This is a genomic window from Pseudomonas sp. R5-89-07 (genome assembly GCF_003851685.1).
In the GTDB taxonomy this organism is placed as follows: Bacteria; Pseudomonadota; Gammaproteobacteria; order Pseudomonadales; family Pseudomonadaceae; genus Aquipseudomonas.
Genome location: NZ_CP027727.1, coordinates 3,964,441 through 3,986,538 on the forward strand (window position 1 = coordinate 3,964,441; position 22,098 = coordinate 3,986,538).

Annotated in this window: 25 protein-coding genes and 2 pseudogenes; 7 read left to right on the forward strand and 20 right to left on the reverse strand. The window is 56.0% G+C overall.

Annotated elements, in window-relative coordinates; genetic code table 11:
• Nucleotides 1-32: 32 nt before the first annotated feature.
• From C4J94_RS18115 to C4J94_RS18120, 3 genes are read right to left on the reverse strand one after another with little or no spacing between them, the layout of a single operon-like run.
• Entirely contained in the window at nucleotides 33-875 is an 843-nt protein-coding gene (locus C4J94_RS18115) for an IS3 family transposase (RefSeq protein ID WP_305955305.1), read from the reverse strand.
• Nucleotides 872-1,180, reverse strand: a complete 309-nt coding sequence (locus tag C4J94_RS27895) for a transposase (protein ID WP_256657553.1) — start codon at nucleotides 1,178-1,180, stop codon at nucleotides 872-874. The genes C4J94_RS18115 and C4J94_RS27895 overlap by 4 nt, the downstream gene beginning before the upstream one ends.
• A gap of 54 nt (nucleotides 1,181-1,234) precedes the next feature.
• Complete coding sequence (locus C4J94_RS18120) at nucleotides 1,235-1,747, reverse strand: GNAT family N-acetyltransferase (RefSeq protein WP_305955302.1); 513 nt, start codon at nucleotides 1,745-1,747, stop codon at nucleotides 1,235-1,237.
• A gap of 173 nt (nucleotides 1,748-1,920) precedes the next feature.
• Here C4J94_RS18120 and C4J94_RS18125 point away from each other — a divergent pair, with 173 nt between their 5' ends.
• The 3 genes from C4J94_RS18125 to C4J94_RS18135 all read left to right on the forward strand — a co-directional run bounded on the left by C4J94_RS18125 (nucleotide 1,921) and on the right by C4J94_RS18135 (nucleotide 3,689).
• Complete coding sequence (locus C4J94_RS18125) at nucleotides 1,921-2,172, forward strand: hypothetical protein (protein ID WP_124387421.1); 252 nt, start codon at nucleotides 1,921-1,923, stop codon at nucleotides 2,170-2,172.
• 223 nt (nucleotides 2,173-2,395) lie between these two features.
• Nucleotides 2,396-2,887 (forward strand): hypothetical protein, encoded by a 492-nt coding sequence (locus C4J94_RS18130; protein ID WP_256657554.1) that lies wholly within the window; start codon nucleotides 2,396-2,398, stop codon nucleotides 2,885-2,887.
• 592 nt (nucleotides 2,888-3,479) lie between these two features.
• The gene (locus C4J94_RS18135) at nucleotides 3,480-3,689 is read left to right on the forward strand and encodes a DUF6124 family protein (RefSeq protein WP_124387423.1); all 210 of its coding nucleotides are present in this window, start codon (nucleotides 3,480-3,482) and stop codon (nucleotides 3,687-3,689) included.
• A 67-nt stretch (nucleotides 3,690-3,756) separates the two neighbouring features.
• Here the strand turns inward: C4J94_RS18135 and C4J94_RS18140 are convergent, their stop codons facing one another.
• From C4J94_RS18140 to C4J94_RS18185, 10 genes are all read right to left on the reverse strand, one after another.
• The gene (locus tag C4J94_RS18140; RefSeq protein ID WP_124387424.1) at nucleotides 3,757-4,557 is read right to left on the reverse strand and encodes a GNAT family N-acetyltransferase; all 801 of its coding nucleotides are present in this window, start codon (nucleotides 4,555-4,557) and stop codon (nucleotides 3,757-3,759) included.
• 152 nt (nucleotides 4,558-4,709) lie between these two features.
• Nucleotides 4,710-5,192, reverse strand: coding sequence for a GNAT family N-acetyltransferase (locus C4J94_RS18145; RefSeq protein ID WP_124387425.1), 483 nt, complete (start codon nucleotides 5,190-5,192; stop codon nucleotides 4,710-4,712).
• Nucleotides 5,193-5,343: 151 nt separating this feature from the next.
• Nucleotides 5,344-5,784, reverse strand: coding sequence for an SRPBCC family protein (locus C4J94_RS18150; protein ID WP_124387426.1), 441 nt, complete (start codon nucleotides 5,782-5,784; stop codon nucleotides 5,344-5,346).
• Nucleotides 5,785-5,877: 93 nt separating this feature from the next.
• Nucleotides 5,878-6,264, reverse strand: coding sequence for a nuclear transport factor 2 family protein (locus C4J94_RS18155; RefSeq protein WP_124387427.1), 387 nt, complete (start codon nucleotides 6,262-6,264; stop codon nucleotides 5,878-5,880).
• A 59-nt stretch (nucleotides 6,265-6,323) separates the two neighbouring features.
• Entirely contained in the window at nucleotides 6,324-6,704 is a 381-nt protein-coding gene (locus tag C4J94_RS18160) for a nuclear transport factor 2 family protein (protein ID WP_124387428.1), read from the reverse strand.
• A 59-nt stretch (nucleotides 6,705-6,763) separates the two neighbouring features.
• Entirely contained in the window at nucleotides 6,764-7,507 is a 744-nt protein-coding gene (locus C4J94_RS18165; RefSeq protein WP_124387429.1) for an SDR family oxidoreductase, read from the reverse strand.
• 64 nt (nucleotides 7,508-7,571) lie between these two features.
• Nucleotides 7,572-8,675: an alkene reductase gene (locus tag C4J94_RS18170; protein WP_124387430.1), complete on the reverse strand. Its 1,104-nt coding sequence runs from the start codon at nucleotides 8,673-8,675 to the stop codon at nucleotides 7,572-7,574.
• A gap of 54 nt (nucleotides 8,676-8,729) precedes the next feature.
• Entirely contained in the window at nucleotides 8,730-9,311 is a 582-nt protein-coding gene (locus C4J94_RS18175; protein ID WP_124387431.1) for a TetR/AcrR family transcriptional regulator, read from the reverse strand.
• Nucleotides 9,312-9,369: 58 nt separating this feature from the next.
• A complete protein-coding gene (locus tag C4J94_RS18180) occupies nucleotides 9,370-10,611 on the reverse strand; it encodes a cation:dicarboxylate symporter family transporter (RefSeq protein WP_124387432.1) in 1,242 nt (413 codons plus the stop codon).
• Between the two features lie 116 nt (nucleotides 10,612-10,727).
• Entirely contained in the window at nucleotides 10,728-11,153 is a 426-nt protein-coding gene (locus C4J94_RS18185; protein WP_124389013.1) for a VOC family protein, read from the reverse strand.
• Between the two features lie 203 nt (nucleotides 11,154-11,356).
• Between C4J94_RS18185 and C4J94_RS18190 the strand changes: the two genes are divergently transcribed.
• Complete coding sequence (locus C4J94_RS18190; protein ID WP_124387433.1) at nucleotides 11,357-12,235, forward strand: LysR substrate-binding domain-containing protein; 879 nt, start codon at nucleotides 11,357-11,359, stop codon at nucleotides 12,233-12,235.
• A gap of 48 nt (nucleotides 12,236-12,283) precedes the next feature.
• Here C4J94_RS18190 and C4J94_RS18195 read toward each other — a convergent pair.
• From C4J94_RS18195 to C4J94_RS18220, 6 genes and pseudogenes are all read right to left on the reverse strand, one after another.
• Nucleotides 12,284-12,430: pseudogene (locus C4J94_RS18195) on the reverse strand (transcriptional regulator); the annotation flags it as partial.
• A 185-nt stretch (nucleotides 12,431-12,615) separates the two neighbouring features.
• On the reverse strand, nucleotides 12,616-13,152 hold the full coding sequence (locus C4J94_RS18200; RefSeq protein WP_124387434.1) for a carboxymuconolactone decarboxylase family protein: 537 nt from the start codon (nucleotides 13,150-13,152) through the stop codon (nucleotides 12,616-12,618).
• Between the two features lie 23 nt (nucleotides 13,153-13,175).
• Nucleotides 13,176-14,183, reverse strand: a complete 1,008-nt coding sequence (locus C4J94_RS18205) for a zinc-binding alcohol dehydrogenase family protein (protein WP_124387435.1) — start codon at nucleotides 14,181-14,183, stop codon at nucleotides 13,176-13,178.
• A 25-nt stretch (nucleotides 14,184-14,208) separates the two neighbouring features.
• Complete coding sequence (locus C4J94_RS18210) at nucleotides 14,209-15,252, reverse strand: alcohol dehydrogenase catalytic domain-containing protein (RefSeq protein WP_124387436.1); 1,044 nt, start codon at nucleotides 15,250-15,252, stop codon at nucleotides 14,209-14,211.
• 10 nt (nucleotides 15,253-15,262) lie between these two features.
• Nucleotides 15,263-15,982, reverse strand: a complete 720-nt coding sequence (locus C4J94_RS18215; protein ID WP_124387437.1) for a hypothetical protein — start codon at nucleotides 15,980-15,982, stop codon at nucleotides 15,263-15,265.
• Nucleotides 15,979-16,842, reverse strand: a complete 864-nt coding sequence (locus C4J94_RS18220) for an alpha/beta fold hydrolase (protein WP_124387438.1) — start codon at nucleotides 16,840-16,842, stop codon at nucleotides 15,979-15,981. The genes C4J94_RS18215 and C4J94_RS18220 overlap by 4 nt, the downstream gene beginning before the upstream one ends.
• Nucleotides 16,843-17,217: 375 nt before the next feature.
• Here C4J94_RS18220 and C4J94_RS18225 point away from each other — a divergent pair, with 375 nt between their 5' ends.
• A complete protein-coding gene (locus C4J94_RS18225) occupies nucleotides 17,218-18,171 on the forward strand; it encodes a GlxA family transcriptional regulator (protein ID WP_124387439.1) in 954 nt (317 codons plus the stop codon).
• 162 nt (nucleotides 18,172-18,333) lie between these two features.
• On the opposite strand, the pseudogene C4J94_RS18230 reads toward C4J94_RS18225, so the two are convergent.
• Nucleotides 18,334-19,538 (reverse strand): annotated as a pseudogene (locus tag C4J94_RS18230) (MFS transporter).
• A gap of 111 nt (nucleotides 19,539-19,649) precedes the next feature.
• On the opposite strand from C4J94_RS18230, the gene C4J94_RS18235 reads away from it, so the two are divergent.
• Both C4J94_RS18235 and C4J94_RS18240 read left to right on the forward strand, forming a co-directional pair.
• Nucleotides 19,650-20,276, forward strand: a complete 627-nt coding sequence (locus tag C4J94_RS18235; protein WP_124387440.1) for a TetR/AcrR family transcriptional regulator — start codon at nucleotides 19,650-19,652, stop codon at nucleotides 20,274-20,276.
• 257 nt (nucleotides 20,277-20,533) lie between these two features.
• Nucleotides 20,534-21,478 (forward strand): DMT family transporter, encoded by a 945-nt coding sequence (locus tag C4J94_RS18240; protein WP_124387441.1) that lies wholly within the window; start codon nucleotides 20,534-20,536, stop codon nucleotides 21,476-21,478.
• The last annotated feature ends 620 nt before the right edge of the window (nucleotides 21,479-22,098 follow it).

A 22,098-nucleotide genomic window follows, 5' to 3' on the forward strand; every position in this document is an offset into this window, starting at 1 on the left:
GGTCAAGTTTTTCCGGACACCGATTACGGTGATTAAGCCGCCTCCTGCTCCATGGCTATTGGCGACAGGTAGTTGTTGTAGCTGTGGAGCCTGATTCGGTTGTATCGCATGAAGAAGCGGGTCATATCCTGCTTGGCTTCTTCAACTGTCGTATAGCCTTTGGTGGGCACCCACTCTGATTTGAGCGTCCCGAAGAAACGCTCTGTTGGCGCGTTGTCCCAGCACTGCCCCCTGCGGCTCATGCTTTGCGTTATTCCATGCTCCAGCAGCTCGGACTGAAAGAGCTGGCTGGTGTATTGGCAGCCTTGATCCGAATGAAACATCAAGCCTGCATGTTTGCCTCGAACCTCTACCGCCATTCTCAGCGCCTTGCTTACCAGGTTGGCGTCATTGATCAGAGAAAATGCCCAGCCAACGATTCGGCGGGCGAACAGATCGATCACCGCTGCCAAGTGATACCAGCGTTTCCCAACCATCAGGCTGGTAACGTCGCCGCACCAGACCTGATTAATTGCGGTTGGCTCGAAGTTACGCTCGAGCAGGTTCTTGGCCACAAATGCTTCGACGCCTCTAGAACGATACTGATGGCGGCGGCGCTGTTTGCTGGCCAGATTTGCCTCCGCCATGAGCTTTGCAACTAAATACCTTCCCACCTTGATCTGCTGGGCCTTCAAGCGCTGAGAGATCATCCGCGCGCCTGCACTTTCCCGGCTTTCGACATGCAATTGCACGACTTTTGCTCTAAGCGCGTCACGCTCGGCATTCGGCGCTGAGCGACGCTTAATCCAGTCATAAAACGCGCTGCGAGAAACGCCTAGCGCACTGCAAAGCAGGCTGGTCGGATATGAACTCGACTCCCTCAGTTCCTCGATCAGGAAAAACGATCGGGATCCGACATCAAGAGAGCCGTAGCCTTTTTTAAGATTTCAGCCTCAGTCTCCAGGCGCTTGACCTTGGCTCGTAGCTGTTGAAGCTCTCGCTGTTCGTCGCTGATAGCTTTGGTACCTGCCACTGGCTGCCCTTTGTGACGCTCTTTACGAACCTGATCAACCCAGCGGCGCAGAGCCGTAGGGCCAACGTCCATCGATGCACAGACGTCGGGAACTGAGCAGTTATCATCAAGAACCATGCTTGCAGCACGTTGCTTGAACTCGCGGGTATAGGTCTTTCGCTGTTGCATTTGGAACCTCCTGATTGGGCGAATCATATCGCCCTTAAGAGGTGTCCGGGATCATTAGGCCAGTTCACCTCCGCTCCCTACCGTTCTCCGCTTGCTTTCACCGTCTGCTTCTGGTCGATAACCTACAAACTCAGAGGTTGTGATCCGCACGATGTGTGTCGCGTGAACGTCTTCTGTTCGAATGAAGCCGCAGCGCAGGTAAAAAGTGCTCCCCTCGAAGGTATCGGTGTAGAGACGCACACTTTCAAAATGCAATGCGGCGTGGGCAAGCAGCGCGTTAACCAATCTCCGGCCAACCTGTTGCCCCCGTGATATGGGCACTACATACACACGTCGCAGTCTTCCTGTACGGTCATGCGTAAACGGATCAACAGACAATCCTCCAATGCCTACAAGCTGCTGGTTCAGATACGCTGCCATGAGGCATTCGCCAGGCCCATCGAAGCGATTGGTGCCTGACTGCCATTCTGAAGTCAGCCGGGTGAGAAACCTGAAGCCTTCTGCAACCGCCGTTTTCTCAAGATCGAGGATTTGTGGCGGCAGATGCGTGATCCGTTGAATTTCCATTGAGGTCAATTCTCTCTGATGGGGCGTGAAACCCTTCCTGAGTTCTCTGAGGATCTTGATGTGTGGACCGTGGATACGCCAGTGGCAGCTATCATGGACTCTCTTGCCAATAGCCGTGACTAAGCAACCAGCGTAATCTTTCTGCCTTTGCGCACGAGTGAGGCTAGCAACAGATGACGGAACAGCTTTGCGTTGTATTCATTCCGGCGCTATCGGTGGCTTTGCAAAACGCCGAAACGAACAAAGGCTTTCCACTCACTGAGACCGAGGTGCTCAAGATCCGTGATCAAGCGACGTGTGTTGCAGTTCCACTCGGCGTCGCCTTGAATATGGAGAACAAACGTGGTTTCCGGGATTTAGTTGCCGAGGACTGCTGGAATGAATGGCAGCGATTACGGCTCTCAATGAAGAAATGCTCCCTCTGACTTGTGCTAGTACACAGTCTTCACTTTCCAATTACTGCTGAAATGAGAGCAGCTCTTGGCCGAAAGCAGACGCGTACTACCTTATGGCACACCGAAAACGGGTGACCATTTGGTATCACCCTGACTATTATTGAAGTTAACTACCTGCCTACCAAGTAAATCGGCCGAGTCTCCCAGTTGAGAAGCATCGACAGGCTGCGGGCTAATTCGCCAAGGAATTTACGTGTTCAAGATTTTCGCTTTAGCGCTTACCCTCACATGCCTGTCCGGCTGTGGTCAACAACCCCTTATCCATGCCGTAAAACCCCTCTCTACCCTTCAGGGACAGGAACACGCCCTGATGATCGGTAAATGGTACGGCGAAGCGACCACCCTCGACGGTAAACGTACGCAGCAACTGAGTGAACGTCGCGCCGATGGCACGTTCAATGTGAAGTTCCGCGTGACCGACAAATCGGGCCAATGGTTTGAGCAAAAGGAATTTGGCCTATGGGGAGTGTCCGGCAAGATCTACTTCACTATCACTACCGGGAAACAAGTGGGGGAGCAGATCACTGCCGCCAAACCCGGAAACCCTTACCTTAATGACGCGTATGAAATCATCGAGCTAACCGCCACTACTTACCGCAGCAAGGCGCAAGGCGGCGACGACTTCACCCAAAAAAGGGTGGACGACGGGTTTCAGTTTCCGGCGATTCCGGTGGTCAAGCATTGATGGAAGAAATGAATAAGGATCAAATCACTACAAAATGACACCGTGGACTAAATCGCCTACCCATAAAATGACCTGGCCTTCGACACACGTACCAACAAGGCACTCGCCTTCATTCCCTGCGCCGTCCAACACATGCGCGAGTAGATAGTCGCAGCTTCGCATGCCGCCGACGCTCCACACCTGTGGCTGGAGCGTTGTGTGCAGTTCGATTGCGGCGAAGAGTGCCGCCTGCAACACGCTGGTGCTGCCGCGTGGAAGCTGAAGGAAAATTCCCAATCCCCTGCGGCACCTTGCTCCACTGCCTACGCTTGCGTCAGAATTCGCCGGCTTGTGCGCTGGGGTAGCCGAATTTAAGGTGACTCGGTCGTTGAATCTCTCGGCGATCGGGTTTAGTAGCCTGACGGTTTATCCAGACCACAGTGCATGAGCTGCATCAATCAGACGTTCCTGTCTGTGCTTGATGGCGGCTGTGCGCAGGGCACCTTCGGGTGCGCCGGCTTTCGTTTGGATTCCCCGGTCTACTAACCTGCGCACAGCTGCCACCCTTCTGTTTAGTAGCTGAAGGGAGCTAGCCACACTCAGGAATTCAAACATGCTCTTCACCGTCTCTCCCAACGCCAGCAAAGAAGCCCTCATCACCAACAGCTACGAAACCTTCACCAGCGTCAGCACCTTGCTGCTCGACCTGTCCGAAGACCTCAACGGCAAACACCGCGATGTCGCACTGGCGATCCACCAACTGAGCGAACTGGGCGTGCTTCTGACCGCCAGGCTGCTGGACCGAGAGGCGCCCACCCACTGATTTAAAGCAACTCAAAAGCGCGATTAATCGCTGAGTCGTTGTAGAAGCTCGGCGATTTGCTTTTTGATCAGATGATTGCCAAGCGATATAGCGCTTGAACATGGGACGTCGCTAGCCCAAAACGCTTCAAATTACGGCGACTTTGCGAGCTGGCAAGCGCAGTTGCAGCGATCACAACACTGCCATGTTTTTTCGCTTGCGCTATTCGATGACCTATCAGGGCTGTGTGATAGCCCAAACCCCGCGCACTTTTTTGTGTAGCCGCCGTCCCAAGGTAGGCAATTCCATTGCTGGCCAGGTACATCAGCGCTCCAGCGACAATCCGCCCATCCACTTCAATAACGTAGATTTTAAGACGGTCATTTGACATCAGTCCCGCGAACGAAGCCTGGCTCATCTGACGATGCTCTGGCTTGGTATGAAACCCACTCGCATGAACGGATGCGAACCCAGGAAGCGTGTGTGAGGTGGCCTCTTCGATTTTAAATGAGTGCTGGTTCAAGATGACGTCATCGATAGAGCACGCAAGTTGCAGATGTGTCCACCCCCTCAGGCGCTCCAATCGCTCGCCGCCCACATGAGCGTGCTGTCCCAGCGTCGAAGCCGTTCCGATTAGAGGTGTTACGGTCGAATATTCTGCCGACGTCTTGAGTAAGCTCAGCAGTGCCTCGGGACTTTCGGCACTGTCGCCACAGATGCGATTGAGCATCGGGCTAGGTGATGCCTTCACTTGAAAGCATGGAAAAGCCTCGTTGAAAAACACACGAGCACCAAAAGGGTTTCCACTTACCCGAGACAAGCTCTCAACTCGAGCACACAAATACTCGCTTTCTGCAGCCTCGATCGCCTTGGCCATCTCAATATCCACGTGCAGAGTCCTTTTCGCGTGATCATCAGGAGGTAGCGGTAAATCATAGAAGACACGTCACTGACTAATGACGTAAATAACTGCCCTTTCCCGATAAGCCGCTATCGGCACCATGGCGCGTTAAAACGTACATCCCGGTGCCTCGCATCCAACTAGCAAGCGGGGCCAATCGGCGCAACGCTCTGTCGAACATAGTAATTGTCGAATTCGCCGCTTTCGACGAATTGGAAGCCATGGCGAGTATAAAAGCGATTCGAAGCGCTTCCTTTGAGTGCACCCACTTTAACAGGGAGTGCCGCCGCATCCGCCGTTTTGAAAATCTGCATAAGAACAGCGGCGCCTATCCCCATTCCTTGCGCGCTGGGTCTCACATATAAGTGGTCGAGCAACAATTGATTGTGGTGATGCTTGAGCACAACAAACCCAACCCTCTCTCCCGACACCTCGATGTAGTGGGTGCTGTGCGCTTCAAAACCGCTAAGAAACCGCTCGCGCGCGCGTACTGGATCAAATCGCCCAACACGCTCCAGGCTTTCGCGCATCGCCTCAATTCGGATGGCTACGAGATTGTCCAGGTCGCTCTGTTGGGCTCGCGCCAAAACAACCGGGAAATTTTGATTGGGCGCAACGGGCATATTTTGGCCTCGAACTACCGTCCTGGGCGGTCAGTATAGAGCTGCTGCAAAGTGAAAACGACGCACAGTGGTCATGCCACTGACGTCGCGATGCTGGTCCGTTGCATATGGCCACGGCTAAGCGATCTACCACACTCAGCCAGTTGTTTATTCAGCGCTGCTCAAGAAACAGCTGAAGGCTCTTGTGCCCCTCCACGATCAGTTGTCGAATGAGCGCTTGATAGTGTTCGGCGGTATTCAGGTCTTGCAGGTCGAAGCCTGCAGACCACTTGATGAACGTCTTGGATTGTCCCGTCAGAGAGTCCAACTTCACGGTGGCAACATAGTTGTCCAAGGGCAATGGCGCCTCCTCGAAACAGTAGGAAAGCATTGTGTTGCGGTCATCGACCGCCAGCAGGCGCTCCCTGACAACTGCGCCATCGACCAGTTTGAGCTGGCGGATGCAGCCAACCATTCCATCCGGCTGATTGTCCTCAATACTGCTTTGGACAATTGACGGATGCCATTTATGAATCTCGCCAAATTTCTTCAATACGCTCCAGGCATGTCCTGTATCGCTGTCCAAGACAGCGCAAAACTCAACGACAGGCATTTTGTAGTCCCTTCAACTTGTCTATTTTTGAAAACATCCAGGCCCTTCTCACATGCACCGTTCGAAGGGAAATGACGTGCAATCGGTGAACACTCACCCTTCGAACTGGTGATAAACCTTGGCGATGATCTTCCAGCCACCGTCAATTTTGATCAGGGTCAGGTAGTCGTTGTAATCGGCGCCGATGGCATCCTTCTCCATATCGACACGCACCACAGCTGTCGTCGGGGTGATAGCCAGCACGTCGAGTCGGGTGGTGATTTCGGGGGCTTCACCATTCTTCTCGACGAAATCAAACAGGTTCTTGATCGGGCCTCCGAGCAGTTCGCCATTTGTGAAACCATACATCACAGCATCTTGATGAAAGGCTTGTGCAACGTTCCCTGCGCTGCCCACACGCAGCCCTTCAACGTATTGAGTCGCGATGGCGATGACAGCGTTGTATTCACGAGTAGGTACTGCCTTGATGTTCTTTGACATGGGTGTCTCCTTTGGGTGGGGACGAGATACAACGTATCTCGCCAACTGCAGTCGTGGGATTAATCGCTTGTATGTGTGTGGTAAATCTTGCTGACAATCATCCACTCGCCATCCACCTTCAGCAGGTTGAAGAAGTCGGTGAAGCGAAACCCGGAAATATTATCGGTATCAACGCGAGCACTGGCGGCAGTGCCCACTATGTCTATGCGAACGATAGCGGCTGTGGCTTCTGGGGACGGACGGAAGGCGTTGTCGATGACGTCGTACAGGTTCTGGATCGGGCCGCCGACAAGGTTGCTTCCATCGAGGCCAAAAATCGTAGCCTGTTCATTAAACGCAGGCTTCATCAAAGCGCTATCGGCTTTGGCGCCGCCTTCGTTGTACTTGCTCAGAACGGCAACGATCGCGTTGTATTCCTGAACGTAAGTTGGGTTGCTCATGGTGTACTCCTAATGAATGATGACCTGTTGGTCTGGGACACAAAAAACTCAGCCGACCGTCACCAATCCTGACGCGTCGGTGAAATGATCAAATCGTTTACGGTCACGTTTTCGGGCTGGTTGAGCGCGTAAATCACTGCGCGGGCTATATCGTCGGGCGCAATGGCAATCCGGTTGAGTTCCTGAGCAGCCTTGCGCCCTGCAGGATCGCTGACCTTGTCGGCCCAGCCGGTATTTATCACGCCGGGACTAACGGTATTCACGCGGATGCCATGCTGTACGCCCAACTCCTTGCGCATGGATTCGGTCATGGCCTGCACGAAAAACTTGGTAGCGCTGTAAACCCCTGCTGAGGGCCCGACCTGGTGACCGGCAACGGAGTCCATATTGAGAATCTGCCCGGACTTCTGCTCCAACATAAAGGGAAGTACCGCAGCAGTAGCGTTGAGGTAACCCTTGATGTTTACATCGATCATCTTTTCCCAATCCTGCACGGCCAGATCGACCCAATTGGAAAACAGCATCAAACCGGCGTTATTGACCAGGATGTCCACGGCGCCATAGGTGTCTTGCGCAAACTTGGCCATCGCCCTGGTTTGATCCAGCTGGGTAACATCCGTGGTGTAGGCGACCACGTCACTGCCGGACGCTCGCAGTTGTGCAACAAACGCTTCCAACCCTTGATGATCAAGCGCTGCAGCTACCACGCGAACACCCTGTGCGGCGAGTGCGCGAGTGGTGGCGGCGCCGATGCCCGAAGATGCGCCTGTCACAATGGCAACTTTGTTTTGCAGATAGTTCATGCTCGGAATCCTTCGTACTGTGAATGCTTTCGCGACGCAGCCGCGCTGACGCAGGGAGAACGACTCAATAGTGGGCGGTTGGCCAATCGGTATAACCCTTGGCGCCTCCGCCGTAGTAACTCTCACGTGGCGCAAGGGTAAGTTCGGCGCCACGACGCAGACGCTCTACAAGGTCCGGGTTGGAAATGAACAAGCGGCCAAAGGCAACTGCATCGATTTTCCCTTGTGCGCGGCGCTCAACAGCCATCTCCAGGTCGTAGTTGTTATTGCCGATGAAAGCCCCTTCAAACTGAGCACTCAGTGCATCCAGATCGACACCTTCAGGAACCGTGCGGGAGGTTGCGGTGGCGCCTTCGACAAAGTGCAAGTAGGCCAGGTCGAATCGGTTGAGCTGCTGGATCAGGTAGCCGTAGGTAGCCATAACGTTGCTGTCAGGCGGCGTATTGCCTGCATCCGGTGTCACCGGTGATAAACGAATACCCACTCGGTCACTGCCCCAGATCGCAGCCACAGCTTCGGTGACTTCAAGGGTCAGCCGCGTTCTGTTCTCGATGGATCCGCCATACTGGTCGGTGCGATGATTGGTTGAATCACGCAGAAACTGGTCGAGCAGATAGCTGTTTGCAGAGTGGACTTCCACACCATCAAAACCCGCTCGCTTGGCGTTTTCCGCCGCATGCTTGTATTGCTCGATAATTCCCGCAATCTCTGAAGTCTCAAGCGCGCGAGGCATGGACACGTCCACCCTGCCATTGTTGGTGTAGGTGGTACCTTCGGCCTTGATGGCAGAGGGCGCTACGGGAGCCGCTCCGTCTGGCTGCAACTCGACGCTGGAAAAGCGACCCACGTGCCAAAGCTGGCTGATAATTTTGCCGCCTGCCGCATGTACCGCATCGGTGACCTTTTTCCAGCCTGCCACTTGTTCTTCTGACCAGATCCCCGGCGTCATCGCATAACCGCGCCCTTGCGCCGAAATGTTCGTGGCTTCCGCAATGATCAAGCCTGCGCTTGCACGCTGGGCGTAGTAGGTGGCGTGCAGTTCATTCGGCACTCCATCATCTGCCATCCGGCTACGTGTCACCGGAGCCATGACAATACGATTGGCCAACTGGATGGCGCCCATCTGCGTCGGCGAAAAAAGATCGGTGTTAAGACTGTTATCAATCATGTTCAACCCTTAAATATTAGACCGGTCGTCTATAAAAATACTTAAAAAAACGCCCTACCCCAGAAGGCGTTTACTTGTGATCAATGCGGTTTCAAAAGGCGCCGTGGTCTTCCTGACCTTGACCAACAGAGACGCGCCGAGCCAAAGCTGATAGAGCGACTCAGCCAAGGTCGCCGCATCCTGCCCGGCGAGAATCGAACCATCGGCAATGCCTTGCTCAACACATCGCATGATGCGCTGAATGATCAGCGCGGTGCCTTCCTCCAGCACGGTGCGCATGTCTTCGGACAAGTCGCAGACTTCGGCACCCAGTTTCACCACCAGGCACTTCTCATCGGGATGATCGAATGCCTGGGTCTTGGCCCAATAATTCAGATAGGCCAAGAGTCGCTCAGCGCCGGTGCCTTCGGCTGCCATCACAATGTCGACGCGACCGATGTATTCCTGAAAGTATTCCTCGAGCAGCGCCTGGCCAAATTCCTCTTTCGAGCGAAAGTAGTGATAAAACGACCCTTTGGGCACGCCGGCGGTTGTCAGGACCTCCGACAAACCAACGGCGGTGTAGCCCTTGTTGGTCATCAGTGACTTAGCCACATCGATGATGTGCTGTCGCATGTCTTGTATAGGTTTCTTCATAGGGAAGGCACTCTACACAAAACTAGACCGGTCGTCTAGAGAATCCGCTTTATCCCGCTCACCTGATGCCTGCAGGCTCCAGCGCTTCCCTTTCCCATTTGGCAATAACCAATGGCGCTACGGCATTACCCAGCACGTTCAGCGTGGTGGTTCCGCTGTCGATAATCCTGAAAATTCCAGCGATGAGTGCGACCCCTTCCAATGGAAGGCCAGCAGACGCCAATGTCGCGGACAGGATAATGATAGCAAAACCAGGCACTCCAGCAGCCCCTTTAGAGGTCAACACCATCGTGACCACAAGCAGGATCTGCTGGGAAAGGGACAAATCAATACCGTAGAGCTGAGCCACGAAAATGGTCGCCACGCCGAGGAAAATCGATGCACCATCAAGGTTGAACGCATAGCCCACCGGCACCACAAAACTGACGATCCGACGTGGCACACCGTAGCTCTCCAGTTTGCTCATAAGCTGCGGCATGACGGCTGCGGAGGCCGCGCTGGAAAACGCCAGAATCAGCTCGTTCCGAAAGTATTTGATCAGCTTGAATATATTTTCACCGATCAGATAGCAGATCCCGCCGAGTACCACCAAGGCGAAAACAATCAGTGCCAGGTAAACCACACCGATCAGCTTGAGCAATGGCAACAGCGAAGCAAAACCAAACGTCGCAACCGTGGCGCCAATCATGCCGAACACACCTATTGGTGCATAAGCCATGACGATGGAAACCACTTTGAACATCGCATCGGAAAGGCCCTGCACCACCGCGACTACCGGCGCGCTCTTCTCGCGCGGCAGAGCGTTGAGTGCCATGCCCAATAACACAGCGAAGAACAACACCGAGAGTAACTTCGCTTCCGACATCGCCACGAATACATTGTCCGGGACGATGTTCTGCACAATGACCAAGGCCCCCTTTGACGGCTCCATCGTTAGCGACGCCGTGCCATGAGTGATACCGGAAATATCGGTACCGTTGCCCGGCTCGAAGAGGTTGGCGAAACACAGCCCCAGTACAATGGCCAGCCCCGTGATCGCGAAGAAGTAACTCAGCGATCGGATACCCATGCGGCCGAACGACTTGTTATCGCCACCACCGGCAATACCCAAAATCATGCAACAGAACACAATCGGCACCACCACCATCTTCATCATCTTGATAAAGATATCGCCCAGCGGTTTCAGAATTTCCGCGCTGACCCACGCTTGATAGTGAGGATGCGTATTGAAATACCAACCGACGAGCACGCCAAGCAATAGCCCGGCAACGATTTGCCACACCAAGGGAATACGTTTCATGTCTAGCCTTCTTGTTGGAATGAAAGGTCTGCGTTTATTGGCAGTTGCTAGAGTCATGAGCTTCCAGCTCACTTGAGATCAAATGGCACAACGCGGTTGTGCCATGAGTACTGCGGTTACTTGGCAAAGAGCTGGCTCATATCCTTGAACGCCTTGAATTCGAGTGCGTTGCCGCATGGGTCAAACAGGAACATCGTGGCTTGTTCGCCGACCTGGCCTTTGAAGCGTATGTAGGGTTCGATCACAAACTCGGTGCCAAATGACTTCAGGCGTTCCGCCAGCGCTTCCCATTCTGCCCAACCGAGAATGATGCCGAAGTGCGGGACAGGTACGTCATGCCCATCGACCGGGTTGCTGTGAACACTTTCCTGAGACGCGGTTTTGGGGTGTTCGTGAATGACCAGTTGATGGCCGTAAAAGTCAAAATCGACCCACTGGTTGCTGGAACGTCCCTCCTCCAGCCCAAACACTTTTCCGTAAAAAGTGCGTGCGGCGGCGAGGTCATAAACAGGGATTGCGAGATGGAAAGGTGAGAGGCTCATCAGGACTCCAAAGACTTTATTGTTGTGGTGGGCGTGGGGTGGCGTCATATCGCTCACCCTGGTATCGCATGACGTCCAGGTCATGCGTTTCACGACATTGGCATTCGTGCAGCACCAGTTGCCGGGAATGGGTCCATCGTAGTCCGGGTTTTCCAGCAAAAAAATCAATATAATTTTCTTAGAAACACAATTATTATTTGTGAATGATCAAAGAACTCAAGACACTTGTCGCCGTAGCGCGGGAAGGCACCTTCGCAGCGGCGGGGAACAAGATCGGCCTTACCCAGGCGGCGGTGAGCGCTCAGATTCAGCGCCTGGAGGCCGAACTCGGCTTCGAGATATTCGACAGAAAAGGCCGCTCGGCCAGCCTCAATAGAATGGGCCACCAGATACTCCTGCAAGCGCAGGAGCTGCTCAGGCTCTACGACAGCCTGGGTTCCACCACAGTCGGACTTCCAGCCAGCGTCCTGGTGAATATCGGAGCTATCGCTTCCGTTCAGCGATCCTTTTTACCTGACGCGCTAGCCAAGTTTCATCAACAATGCCCGCAGTGCCGGACCCGTGTGATCCCGGGGCTTTCCATGGAGCTGGTCAACATGGTGGATGCGGGAGAGATCGATATGGCGGCGATCATTCGCCCGCCGTTTTCGCTGCAAAGCGATCTGCGTTGGACGACGTTGGCGCTAGAACCCTACCGTCTGATTATCCCGCGGGACATGCCTGGAGAGGATTGGTCAGCGCTGCTTTCCAGCCAACCGTTCATTCGATACGACCGATCATCCTTCGGAGGCAGGCAGGTCGACCGATTCCTGCGGCACATGCATTTCACCCTGCGTGAAGTGTGCGAACTGGATGAGCTGGAAGCGATTATCAAGCTGGTTGAAAACGGGGTGGGTGTCGCTTTAGTGCCGCAGACAGCGACCCATGAAGAGTGGCCAGCCGGTGTCCGGGTTCTTGATCTGGGGCAGCACACCTTTCACCGGGACATTGGGCTCGTCCATCGAGTTCGACAAAGCTTCACGGAACCGGTGCGGATATTGGCTCAGCTGATTACTGAGCAGGTTTCATCGAGTTCGCAATAAAACCAGAAAAAGATCCGTTGCTGTCGACCAGCCGTTTCGACTCGCCTCTCAACCCCGGCGCTTGACGACCCGTCGATGACAATCGGCCGAGGCCAACACCTTGCCCGCCCTGGAACGCACGGCGATGGTCTCTACCGGCTCCGACAATTCACTGTCGAGCAGCACCGAGTAGCTCTCCCCTTTGTTGAACAGGTACGGTCAGCGCATTTTCAACGCTGTTTTCGCGCGCCCCTGCGCGTGCCTCGATGTGAAGAGATCCGATGGGCGCCGTTGAAGGGGCGCCCCAGATTGGAGACTGCATGTCTGCAGCTGCCGTATTTAAGGTGGCTCGGACGACGAACCACTCGGCGATGTGCCTTTCGATGGCCTGGCGGGACCTCTCACGTGGGCTCGGGAAAATCGACGACCGTCTCGTTGATGCGATTGAACACGTTGGTAAAGGTGATCACAGAGATTGCCAAGGCAATGTGGACGATCTCCTCACCACTGTATCCCGCCTCTTGAAATGACTGCACCTGCGCTGGCGCGACGGCCCCGGGATTAAGAGCCAGGCTGCGTGTGAAGGCAACCAGCGCATCTCGTTTGGTATCTCCTGTGGACTGGCCGGCACGTAGTTGGCGCATGGCGTTGGCGGACAGTCCTACCATCTTGCCGACCATGCTATGGGCGGCAACGCAGTAGTCACAGCCCGACAGCTCACTGATCACCAGTTTGACGGTCTCCTGATCGGGCTTGCTGAGTGGTCCGCTCGCCAGCACCCTGTCGGCTGCCAGCATCGCCTTCAGCGCCTGCGGCGCGAGGGTTGCCAGTGTGGCATAAGCGTTAGGAACCCTGCCCAGCGCCTGCTTGATGCTCGTGTAGACCTCGGCGGTTGCGCCGCTGGCCTGGTCCGCTGGAATCGCGTTGAAATGAGTCATTGTTCAGTCTCTTGTGTAAAGGGTCAGAAGCCTTCCAGGACGATCTTGCCCTTGGATTTGCCGCTTTCGATCAGGCCATGGGCGCGTCGCAGGTTTTCGGCATTGATGGTTCCGAAGTTTTCGCCCAGCGTCGTTTTCAACATCCCGCTATCGATCAGCTCAGCCACTCGATTGAGCAACTGGTGTTGCTTGAGCATTGCTTGGGTCCGGAACATCGAGCGCGTGAACATGAACTCCAGATGAAGCGAGATCGACTTGCGCTTGAGAGGCATCGCATCCAACGACGCCGGGTCGTCGATCAGCGCGAGATTGCCTTCGGGCTTGAGCAAACCGATGAGCTGCTCGTAGTAGGTATCGGTATGGGTCAGGCTGATCACGTGATCGACCTCATTCAGGCCTAATGCCTGGAGTTGAGGCTGAAGCGGCTCGCGGTGATCAATGACAAAATGCGCGCCCAGTTCGCTGATCCACTCCTTGGTTTGCTGGCGCGAGGCGGTACCGATAACGGTCAGCGCTGTGAGTTGGCGCGCCAGTTGAACAAGAATCGAGCCCACTCCACCGCCAGCACCGACCACCAACAGGCTTTGCCCCTCGCCAGCACCTTGCTCGATCTTCAGACGATCGAACAGCAACTCCCAGGCGGTGATGCTGGTCAGGGGCAATGCTGCCGCGTGCGCCGCAGGCACGGATGAAGGGCGGTGACCGGCGATGCGCTCATCGACCAGACCATACTCGGCATAACTGCCTGCGCGCGTAATGTCGCCGGCATACCAGACCTCGTCACCGACCTTGAACAGGCTGACGTCAGTACCCACCGCCTCCACCTTGCCGACGGCGTCCCAGCCCAGTACACGCGGCGCGTGGGTCGGCATGCTCAGGCGCAACTTGCTGTCGACGGGGTTCACCGAAATGGCCTGGATCTTTACCAGCAAGTCATGCGGTCCCGGCTGAGGCACGGGCAGTTCGATATCGTAGAGAGACGCCGGATCGTCGATGGACAATCCCGCCTGATCGTAAGCTACCGCTTTCATGGTGGGTCTCCTTAGCTGGCCAGAATCAGGCACGTTGGGCTGGTTGCGGGGACATGACTAAAACCGCACGCAAACGCACATCGGCTCGCATCATCCGGTCGTAGGCCTGCTGGGCCTGATCCAGGGTGAAGGTTTCGATCAATGGGCGGATGTTCTGCAGGTTGGCGAATGCCAGTGTTTGTTCGTTGTCATGCACACTGCCGGTCAGGGCACCCACCACAGAGCGAGCGCCGAAGATCAGGTCGGTTGCATTCAGGGTGATCGGATCACCGGGCACCGCGACCACAATCAATTGGCCGCGAGGCGTCAGGCCAGGAACGGTCTGTGCCATTCCTTGCCCGGTGGGCGCGGTGCCCAGTACCACTTTGGCGCCTCCCAGGGAACGCAGCACGTCAGCAACATTTTCTTCGGTCGCGTCGATGTACCGATGAGCCCCCAAGGCAAGCGCCTGCTCGGCCTTATCGGCGCCGCGTGCGATCGCAACGGTGTAGAACCCCATTTTACGGGCGAATTGCACGCCCAGATGCCCCAAACCCCCGAGCCCATGAATGGCCACCACGTCGCCGGCTCGAGCACTCGAATTGCGCAGCGCATTGAAAGTGGTGAGCCCTGCGCAGAGTAACGGTGCGGCCTCGGCAGCATCCAGCTCTTCAGGTATTTGCACCAGACCGCGGGCCTCGGCCAGCATGATTTCGGCATAACCCCCGTCAACGTTCATGCCGGTGATCACCGGATTGTGGCAGTTCACCCCATCGCCCTGGCGGCAGGATGGACAACTGCCGTCTTCGCCGCCAAGAAAGCCGACCCCGACACGCTGTCCTATCACCCAGCCATCCACACCGGAACCTATCGCCTCGATTCGCCCGACGACTTCATGACCGGGCACGCGGGGATAACTGATGGATCCCGTCAGATTTTCTACCGTTGCACTGTCGGAATGGCAGACACCACAAGCCTCGACCCGGATGCGCACCTGCCCATGCTGCGGCGCGGGAACCTGACGCTCGACCAGTTCCAGTTGCCCCGGGGCGGTCGCCACTACGGCGCGGTATGTTGTACGAATTGTCATGAGTCACCTGTTATTCGAATCGGAAGTCGGAAAGATCCACGCCCACAATGAGGGGCTCGGCAAGGGCGAGGTTATCGGCTGTGCGCGGATAGATGCGAAGGCGCGTCGGCATGCGGATGCCTTGTACTTGGATGTAATCACTGAGGTAACGAGCAGCAGCATTGCGGCCTTGAATGTCGACCTCATAGTCATGGCGGCGCAGCAAACCATCGCTATCGAAATAGAACGTCTGCAGCGCACTGTGGCTGGCGATCTCGGGAGCGAACTCGACACGCAGTCGGCGCCAGGGCAAGCCGTCGACATACCAGGGTTCGATCTCTTCGGCGCGAACACCCGCATGCCGCAGCAGGAACGGCGAAGTCAGGTAGGTCCACATGGTGTAGCCGGCGAAGTAAGCCAGTTGGGGGCGAGACCAGGGTGTCTCCATCTCGAATCCGGCGAAGGAGGCACGCGGTGCTTCGAGCGATTCAGCCAGGCTGCCATCTTCGTGTCGAATCTCGACACGCGACGGTGTGTACACCGAATAATCGCTGCCTGGCGCGAATGGCCCATGGGAGACTCGCTGCTGGTGAAGCTGCACGGTGACCCGCGAATGGCTGAGGACACCGTCACACTGCTTGAGCGCCCACAGGCCTCCGCTGTGATCCAAGGTTGCGCTAACGCGCTGGAACGCCTTGAAACGCTCCAGTCCGCCAGCGGCATCGATTGCCAGATCGATCAGATCGCTCATTGGTCTTCCTCGACGCTGGTGCTGACGAACGCTGCGATGTGCCGCGCGGCTGCACTCGGGTGCTGCAGGTGCGGGCCATGACCGGCGCTTGGGAAGGTGACCATATGCAACGTTGGAAGCTGGTCGCTTAGGCTGTACCAGTTTTCAACCGGAAAGACGATGTCGTGGTCCCCACCCAAGTGCAGCACTGGAATGCGGGTGGACTTCAACACTTGCAGCACCGCGTCTACCGGGAACATCGGATTCTTCGGGCCATCGCCGAGTTGTTCTCCAGCCCACGCATAAGGCACCTCGGGGCTGGCATCGTCCCTGGCAATGTTCAAGCGCTGCCATGAGCGTTCGGCACTGGCTCGTGAAGACGCGGATTCGGGCTCGAAGAACAGCCTGGCGAAATCTTCAAAGTCGTTCTCGCGTCGGGCCATTTCATAAAACAGCGCCTCACCTGGTTTGACCAGATGGCTAGGTGGCGTAGTTGCCAGCAGCACGACATGGCTGATCAATTGCGGCGCTTGTGCCAACACAATCTGCGCAGCAATGCCCCCAAGTGACCAACCCCCGATAATGACTTTTCCCAGCTTCAGGGCGGTAATAAGTTCAATGGCGTCCTTAGCCAGCGAAGCAGGACTGTAAGTCCGTTCACCGGTTGACTGCCCCAGGCCGCTGTAATCAAAAATCGTGACCTGAAATCCCTGCTCGACCAGGTTATTCAGGAAGAGCGGGTCCCAGGACTCCATGGTGCCCCGGAATCTTACGCACAGAACCAGAGGCGTGCCGCTGCCAAACGTGCGATAAGCGAGGCGCCTGCCGTTGATGTCTATGAATTGCGTGGCGGCCTGGGAACTAAGGAATTGTTTATTCATCTCGTCACTTCCTGAAGGTGTTGCGTTAGAAACCTGGACTTAAACAGAGCCGACAAGCGCCCGACCCATTTATCGACATCGGTTATATAGAGATACTTAACTGCCGCACTGACGCGGAACCGGATTGAATTAACCCAGACAATAAAAAGCGCAAGAAAAGTTCTACTTACAGGCCAGAAAAACAGCCAGAAAGATTAAATTAACTTCAATCCAATACGAATATTAGTTGTAAGGGTGTACAGCCGTGATGCCTGATTGAACATCAACCACCACCGGCTCTTTTGCGCTGGAACTGCCATTAATATTGCATTGCGTTGACGGGAATTGAAACGACATTTATGGTCGTGTTTTCGGACATGACGCGGGGAGACAGACATGCATCGGATCGGCTATTTCTTGACGGATGGATTCCAGGTGATGGCGCTGGGAACACAGTCTGTGTTCGAGTTCGCCAACGTGGTGGCCAAGGAAGAAATCTATCAGATCACCAATTACTCCATACGCGGCGGCGAGGTCAGGTCGTCAGTCGGCGCTACGGTGAAAACACAGCGGGCCAGCTCTGAAGCACTGGCTGATACCTGGATGGTCTCCGGCATCGTCAATCCCTCCACTCGCAAAACCCCGGATGATGAATTGAAGTTCGTCAAAGCCGCCGCCAGTGGGGCGCGACGCACCGCGGGGCTGTGCACTGGCGCATTTGTCCTGGCCCAGGCAGGACTTCTGGAAGGCCGCCGAGTCACCACTCATTGGGCCTATGCCAAGCTGCTCAAGGCCCAATTCCCAAATACTCGGGTAGAGCCGGATCATATTTTCGTCAACGACGGATCGATCTGGACATCAGCCGGGCTTTCCGCCGCGATGGACCTGGCCCTGGGTATCGTCGAGAACGATCTGGGCCAGGCCATTGCCAACAAGGTGGCGCGGGTGCTGGTCATGTATCACCGGCGTTCAGGCGGTCAGTCGCAACATTCGCAGATGCTCGAAATTGCGCCGAGGTCGGACCGCATACAAGCCACGCTTGATTACGCGCGCTCGAATCTTTCCAGCGCACTGACCGTCGAGAACCTGGCCAAAGTCGCGCATCTGAGTGAGCGACAGTTCAGCCGCATCTTCTATGCAGAAACCGGGCAGTCCCCGGCCAAGGCCATTGAACAACTTCGCATCGAGACCGCGAGGAACATGGTGGAGCGAGGCAGTCATTCACTGGAAGTGATCGCAAGGGAAACAGGCTTGCGCGACAGGCGTCATTTGCGTGAAGTATTTATCCGCAAGCTAGGCGTCGCTCCGCAGTCGTTGAGGAGGGAAGCAAGGGAATTGGTTGTCGAGTGAACAAGTGCATCAACGTGCAAGGAGCTTGGAGACTTGGATAGAAGCACACAACCACAACATAACCATTAACTGCAGCGCCTACCCTGCAAGCATCGTTACCGGGGTTCAACGTGTCAAGGCTACTGGTGAACGGCAGCCCTTCCAGCGTCCTAACTTTCTAACTCAATGGCCGACCACCATTGGACCGGCCTGCCTTTCACCCGTTGCAAAGCCATGCGCTCGGGCCCGTGATGCAATGACCAAACTCAGCAAAAGCAACATTAGCAAGACCCAGGGAAACGAACTTACCCCCCATTGACCGAGTAAAACACCCCCCAGTAATCCCCCGCCTGCAACGGCGCTGTTCCAGACGACGACATTCATCGAAAGCGCAACGTCAGCCCCCTTGCCTGCCGAGTCGGCAAGGGCGGTTTGCAGAAGCGTAGCAGCACCGCCGAAGGTCAGGCCCCAGATGAAGACTCCGACGTAGATGGCCCAGGCAGAGCCTGAGAACGAGCCGAAGAAAACCGAAACCGCAGCGAAGGTAGCGAGGCTCGCCAATACCGTCTTTCGCAGATGACGGTCAACCAGCCGTCCCGTCAGCCAGATGCCCGCCAGCGCGGCGACACCGAATGTCAGCAGTACCAAATCAACGTCACTGGCCAACCCTGACTCGGAAACGAACGGAGCGACATAGGTATAAAGAATGTTGTGCGCCAGCATCCAAGTGAACACAACCCCGAGCACCGAGCGTACGCCAGGCGTGAAAAGACCTCACCCAACGCCATGCGCTGTGAGGAAGACTGACCAGGGTAATCCGGCACTTTGATCAATACCCACACAATCAACATCAGGGTCATTGCAGACATCAAGCCAAACGCCATACGCCACCCCATGAGCCCACCCAGCCAGGTACCCAACGGCACGCCCAGCGACAATGCAATGGGCGCTCCCACCATCGCAACTGCCAGCGCCCGGCCCTGCAATTGTGGAACAACCATACGCCGCGCATAACCCGCAATCAGGCTCCAGGCCAGGCCCGCAGAGACCCCAGCGAAGAATCTCGCTACCAAGGTCAGCCCGTAGCTGGAGGACAACGCAGTGACGGAATTGAAAACCAGAAAGCCCACAATCGTCAGCAGCAATACGGTTCTGCGGCGCCAGCTTTGGGTGGCAATAGTCAGCGGAATGGCGGCCAACAGCGACCCCAACGCATAAACGGTGACCATCTGCCCCGCCAACGCTGCCGAGACGCCCAAGCCGCTGCCTATCTCAGGCAGCAAACCGGCGGGCAATGTCTCAGTCGCTATGCAAATGAAACCGGTCATCGCCAGTGCCAGTAATGCCCCTAGAGGGAGCGTTTCGCGCTGCTTGTTATCTGTATTCATTCGATTCACGCCATTTATGTACTGATCGATACAAATATAGAAGAGATCAAAGCCTGTGGTCAATGACTTATGTATCGATTAGTATCTAAATAGTAAAATTGGAGACTCGATATGGCACAGATGGGGCGCCCGCGCAGGTTTGACCGTGACGAAGCAATCACTCAGGCAATGCATTTGTTCTGGGAGCATGGCTACGATGCGACCTCCCTCAACCAGCTCAAAGCCAACATCGGTGGAGGCATCACCGCACCTAGCTTCTACGCCGCCTTTGGCTCGAAGCAGGCGTTGTTCAATGAGGTCATGGAGCGCTACCTGACCACCCATGGCCGGGTCACCGACAGCCTCTTCGATACAACCCTGCCCCCCAGGGAGGCGATTGAACTGACCCTTCGCCGGTCTGCGAAAATGCAATGTGAGCCCGACCACCCTAAGGGGTGCCTGGTATCGTTAGGCTTGATGAGCGCTTGCTCAGACGAGAGTAGAGCCATTTCCGAACCTCTGGTACGGGCAAGGCGCTTGAACCGTGCAGGCTTGGTTGCCTGTATCGAACGCGCCATTGCCGCGGGCGAACTGCCTGCGACAGTGATACCGCAAACGCTCGCCACCGCTTTCGACAGTTTTCTACTGGGCTTGTCGACACTGGCGCGCGACGGCACTCCACACGCCACGCTGGATGCCGCAGTGACTCAAATGATGGGGCTTTGGGATAGCCTGTGTATCGTTGCAGACGATCAATGAATCACACGCTCAAGCAACAGGTTTTTCATGAGGCCATGGTGGCGGCCAAGGTCTCGGCAACTCATACGATGACTCGGCGAATTGTCGCTTGATCCGCTCTAGGGTGCCTGCGCCCTAAGGGCCGGTGTTTCACACGATATTCACGCATCACCTTGCGCCTCCAAACCAAACACGTTACAAATCCCCGACCAAGTTGTACGACAACCTAAAAATAATCCCCATCCCCCGAGGATGGCGCCAACTGCCCGAGCCCCGCCATGACTCCGCCTGCCGCCGTACCCTTCTCACGCCATATCGCCGTGCTCATCCTGCTCTGCATGGGCTGTGCCTTCGCCGGCAACCACATCGCCGCGCGCGTAGCCTTCGACGACGGCGCCGGTGTGCTGCTGGCCATCCTGATGCGTTCAGGCGGCACCCTGCTCGTGCTCGCCATCTTGGTCCTGTGGCAACGCCAAAGCCTGCGCCTCCCGCCAGGCGCATGGCGCTGGCAAGTCCTTTTGGGCCTGCTGATCGCCACCCAAAGCCTCTGCCTCTATTCCGCCGTCGCGCGCGTTCCGGTGGCGCTGGCCCTGCTGGTCGCCAACGTCTTCCCGATTCTGCTGGCGCTGCTGACCTGGGCGCTCGGCGGCCCGCGCCCCACTGCGCGCACGGCCTTGCTGATGGGCCTGATTCTGGTGGGCCTGGTGTTCGTGCTGGACGTACCCGGCCGCTTCGCCACCCACACCACCCTCGGCCCGCAATGGCTGCTCGGCGTCACCCTCGCCTTTTGCGCCGCGTTCGTATTCGCCTGTGCGCTGTGGATCACCGACCACAAGTTGTCCCAGGTACGCGGTTCTGTGCGCAGCCTGCTGACGATCTTCATCGTGTTCAGCAGCGTCAACATAGCGGGCTGGACCGGTGCGCTTGCCGATGGCTTGAACCTGCCGGCAACCAGCACCGGTTGGCTGGCACTGGCCACGCTGGTGGTGCTGTATGGCACCGGTTTTATCGTGCTGTTCATTTCGGTGCCGCGCCTGGATATGCCACGTAATGCGCCAGTGATGAACATCGAGCCGCTGGCAACCTTGTTGATGGGCTGGATCGTGCTCGACCAGATGCTCAGCGCCGGGCAGATGGCGGGCGGGGTTATTGTGGTCACGGGGATTGTGTTGCTGACTTATCGCAAGTCACGCCAGCCGGCTACCAAGGCGCAGGTGGCGTAAGCCGAGAGATAGATGGATCAGAATGTCCGGCACCTGCTTGCAGTGGGTCAATGAGTTCTGTCCGGCTTTGAAAGTGGGCACTCAAAAATGCCATTTTTACGTCAACCAACAGATTTTAAAATTAACTAATTGAAAAGATGAACAAATAAAAAATATCACAGAGTGGCTTTACGCGCTCTAGTCTCTATAAGGTAAACAGCAGTACGTATGGAACGTAAACATTAGCCGTCACTTAATAAAATCGAGGGATCGAACATGCTGAAATCAATCAATATCATGGCAGTTGCATGGGTGTTGGCCGGAGCAATCTCCACCAGTACCTACGCCGCCGACACACCAAAAGCTGAAGCGGCGGCACGCGGTCAGAGTATCGGCACCGCAACAGTTGCAGCGAGTGCTCCAATGCCATGCCCACCTGCAAATCGAGGGGCCAGCGCGACGGGAACCGCGCCTGGTACCGATCATGCCGCCTGCACAGCCGCCAAGAATAATGCGAGGGAGGCATTGCGTGCCCAAGTGCCTCAAACCTGCGCGGCTTACATCTCGTCAACCAAACCTTGCAAGGTCGTTAACTGACGCCGCCTGAAGTCCGCCGCATAACCTGCGGCGGCAACCAGGAC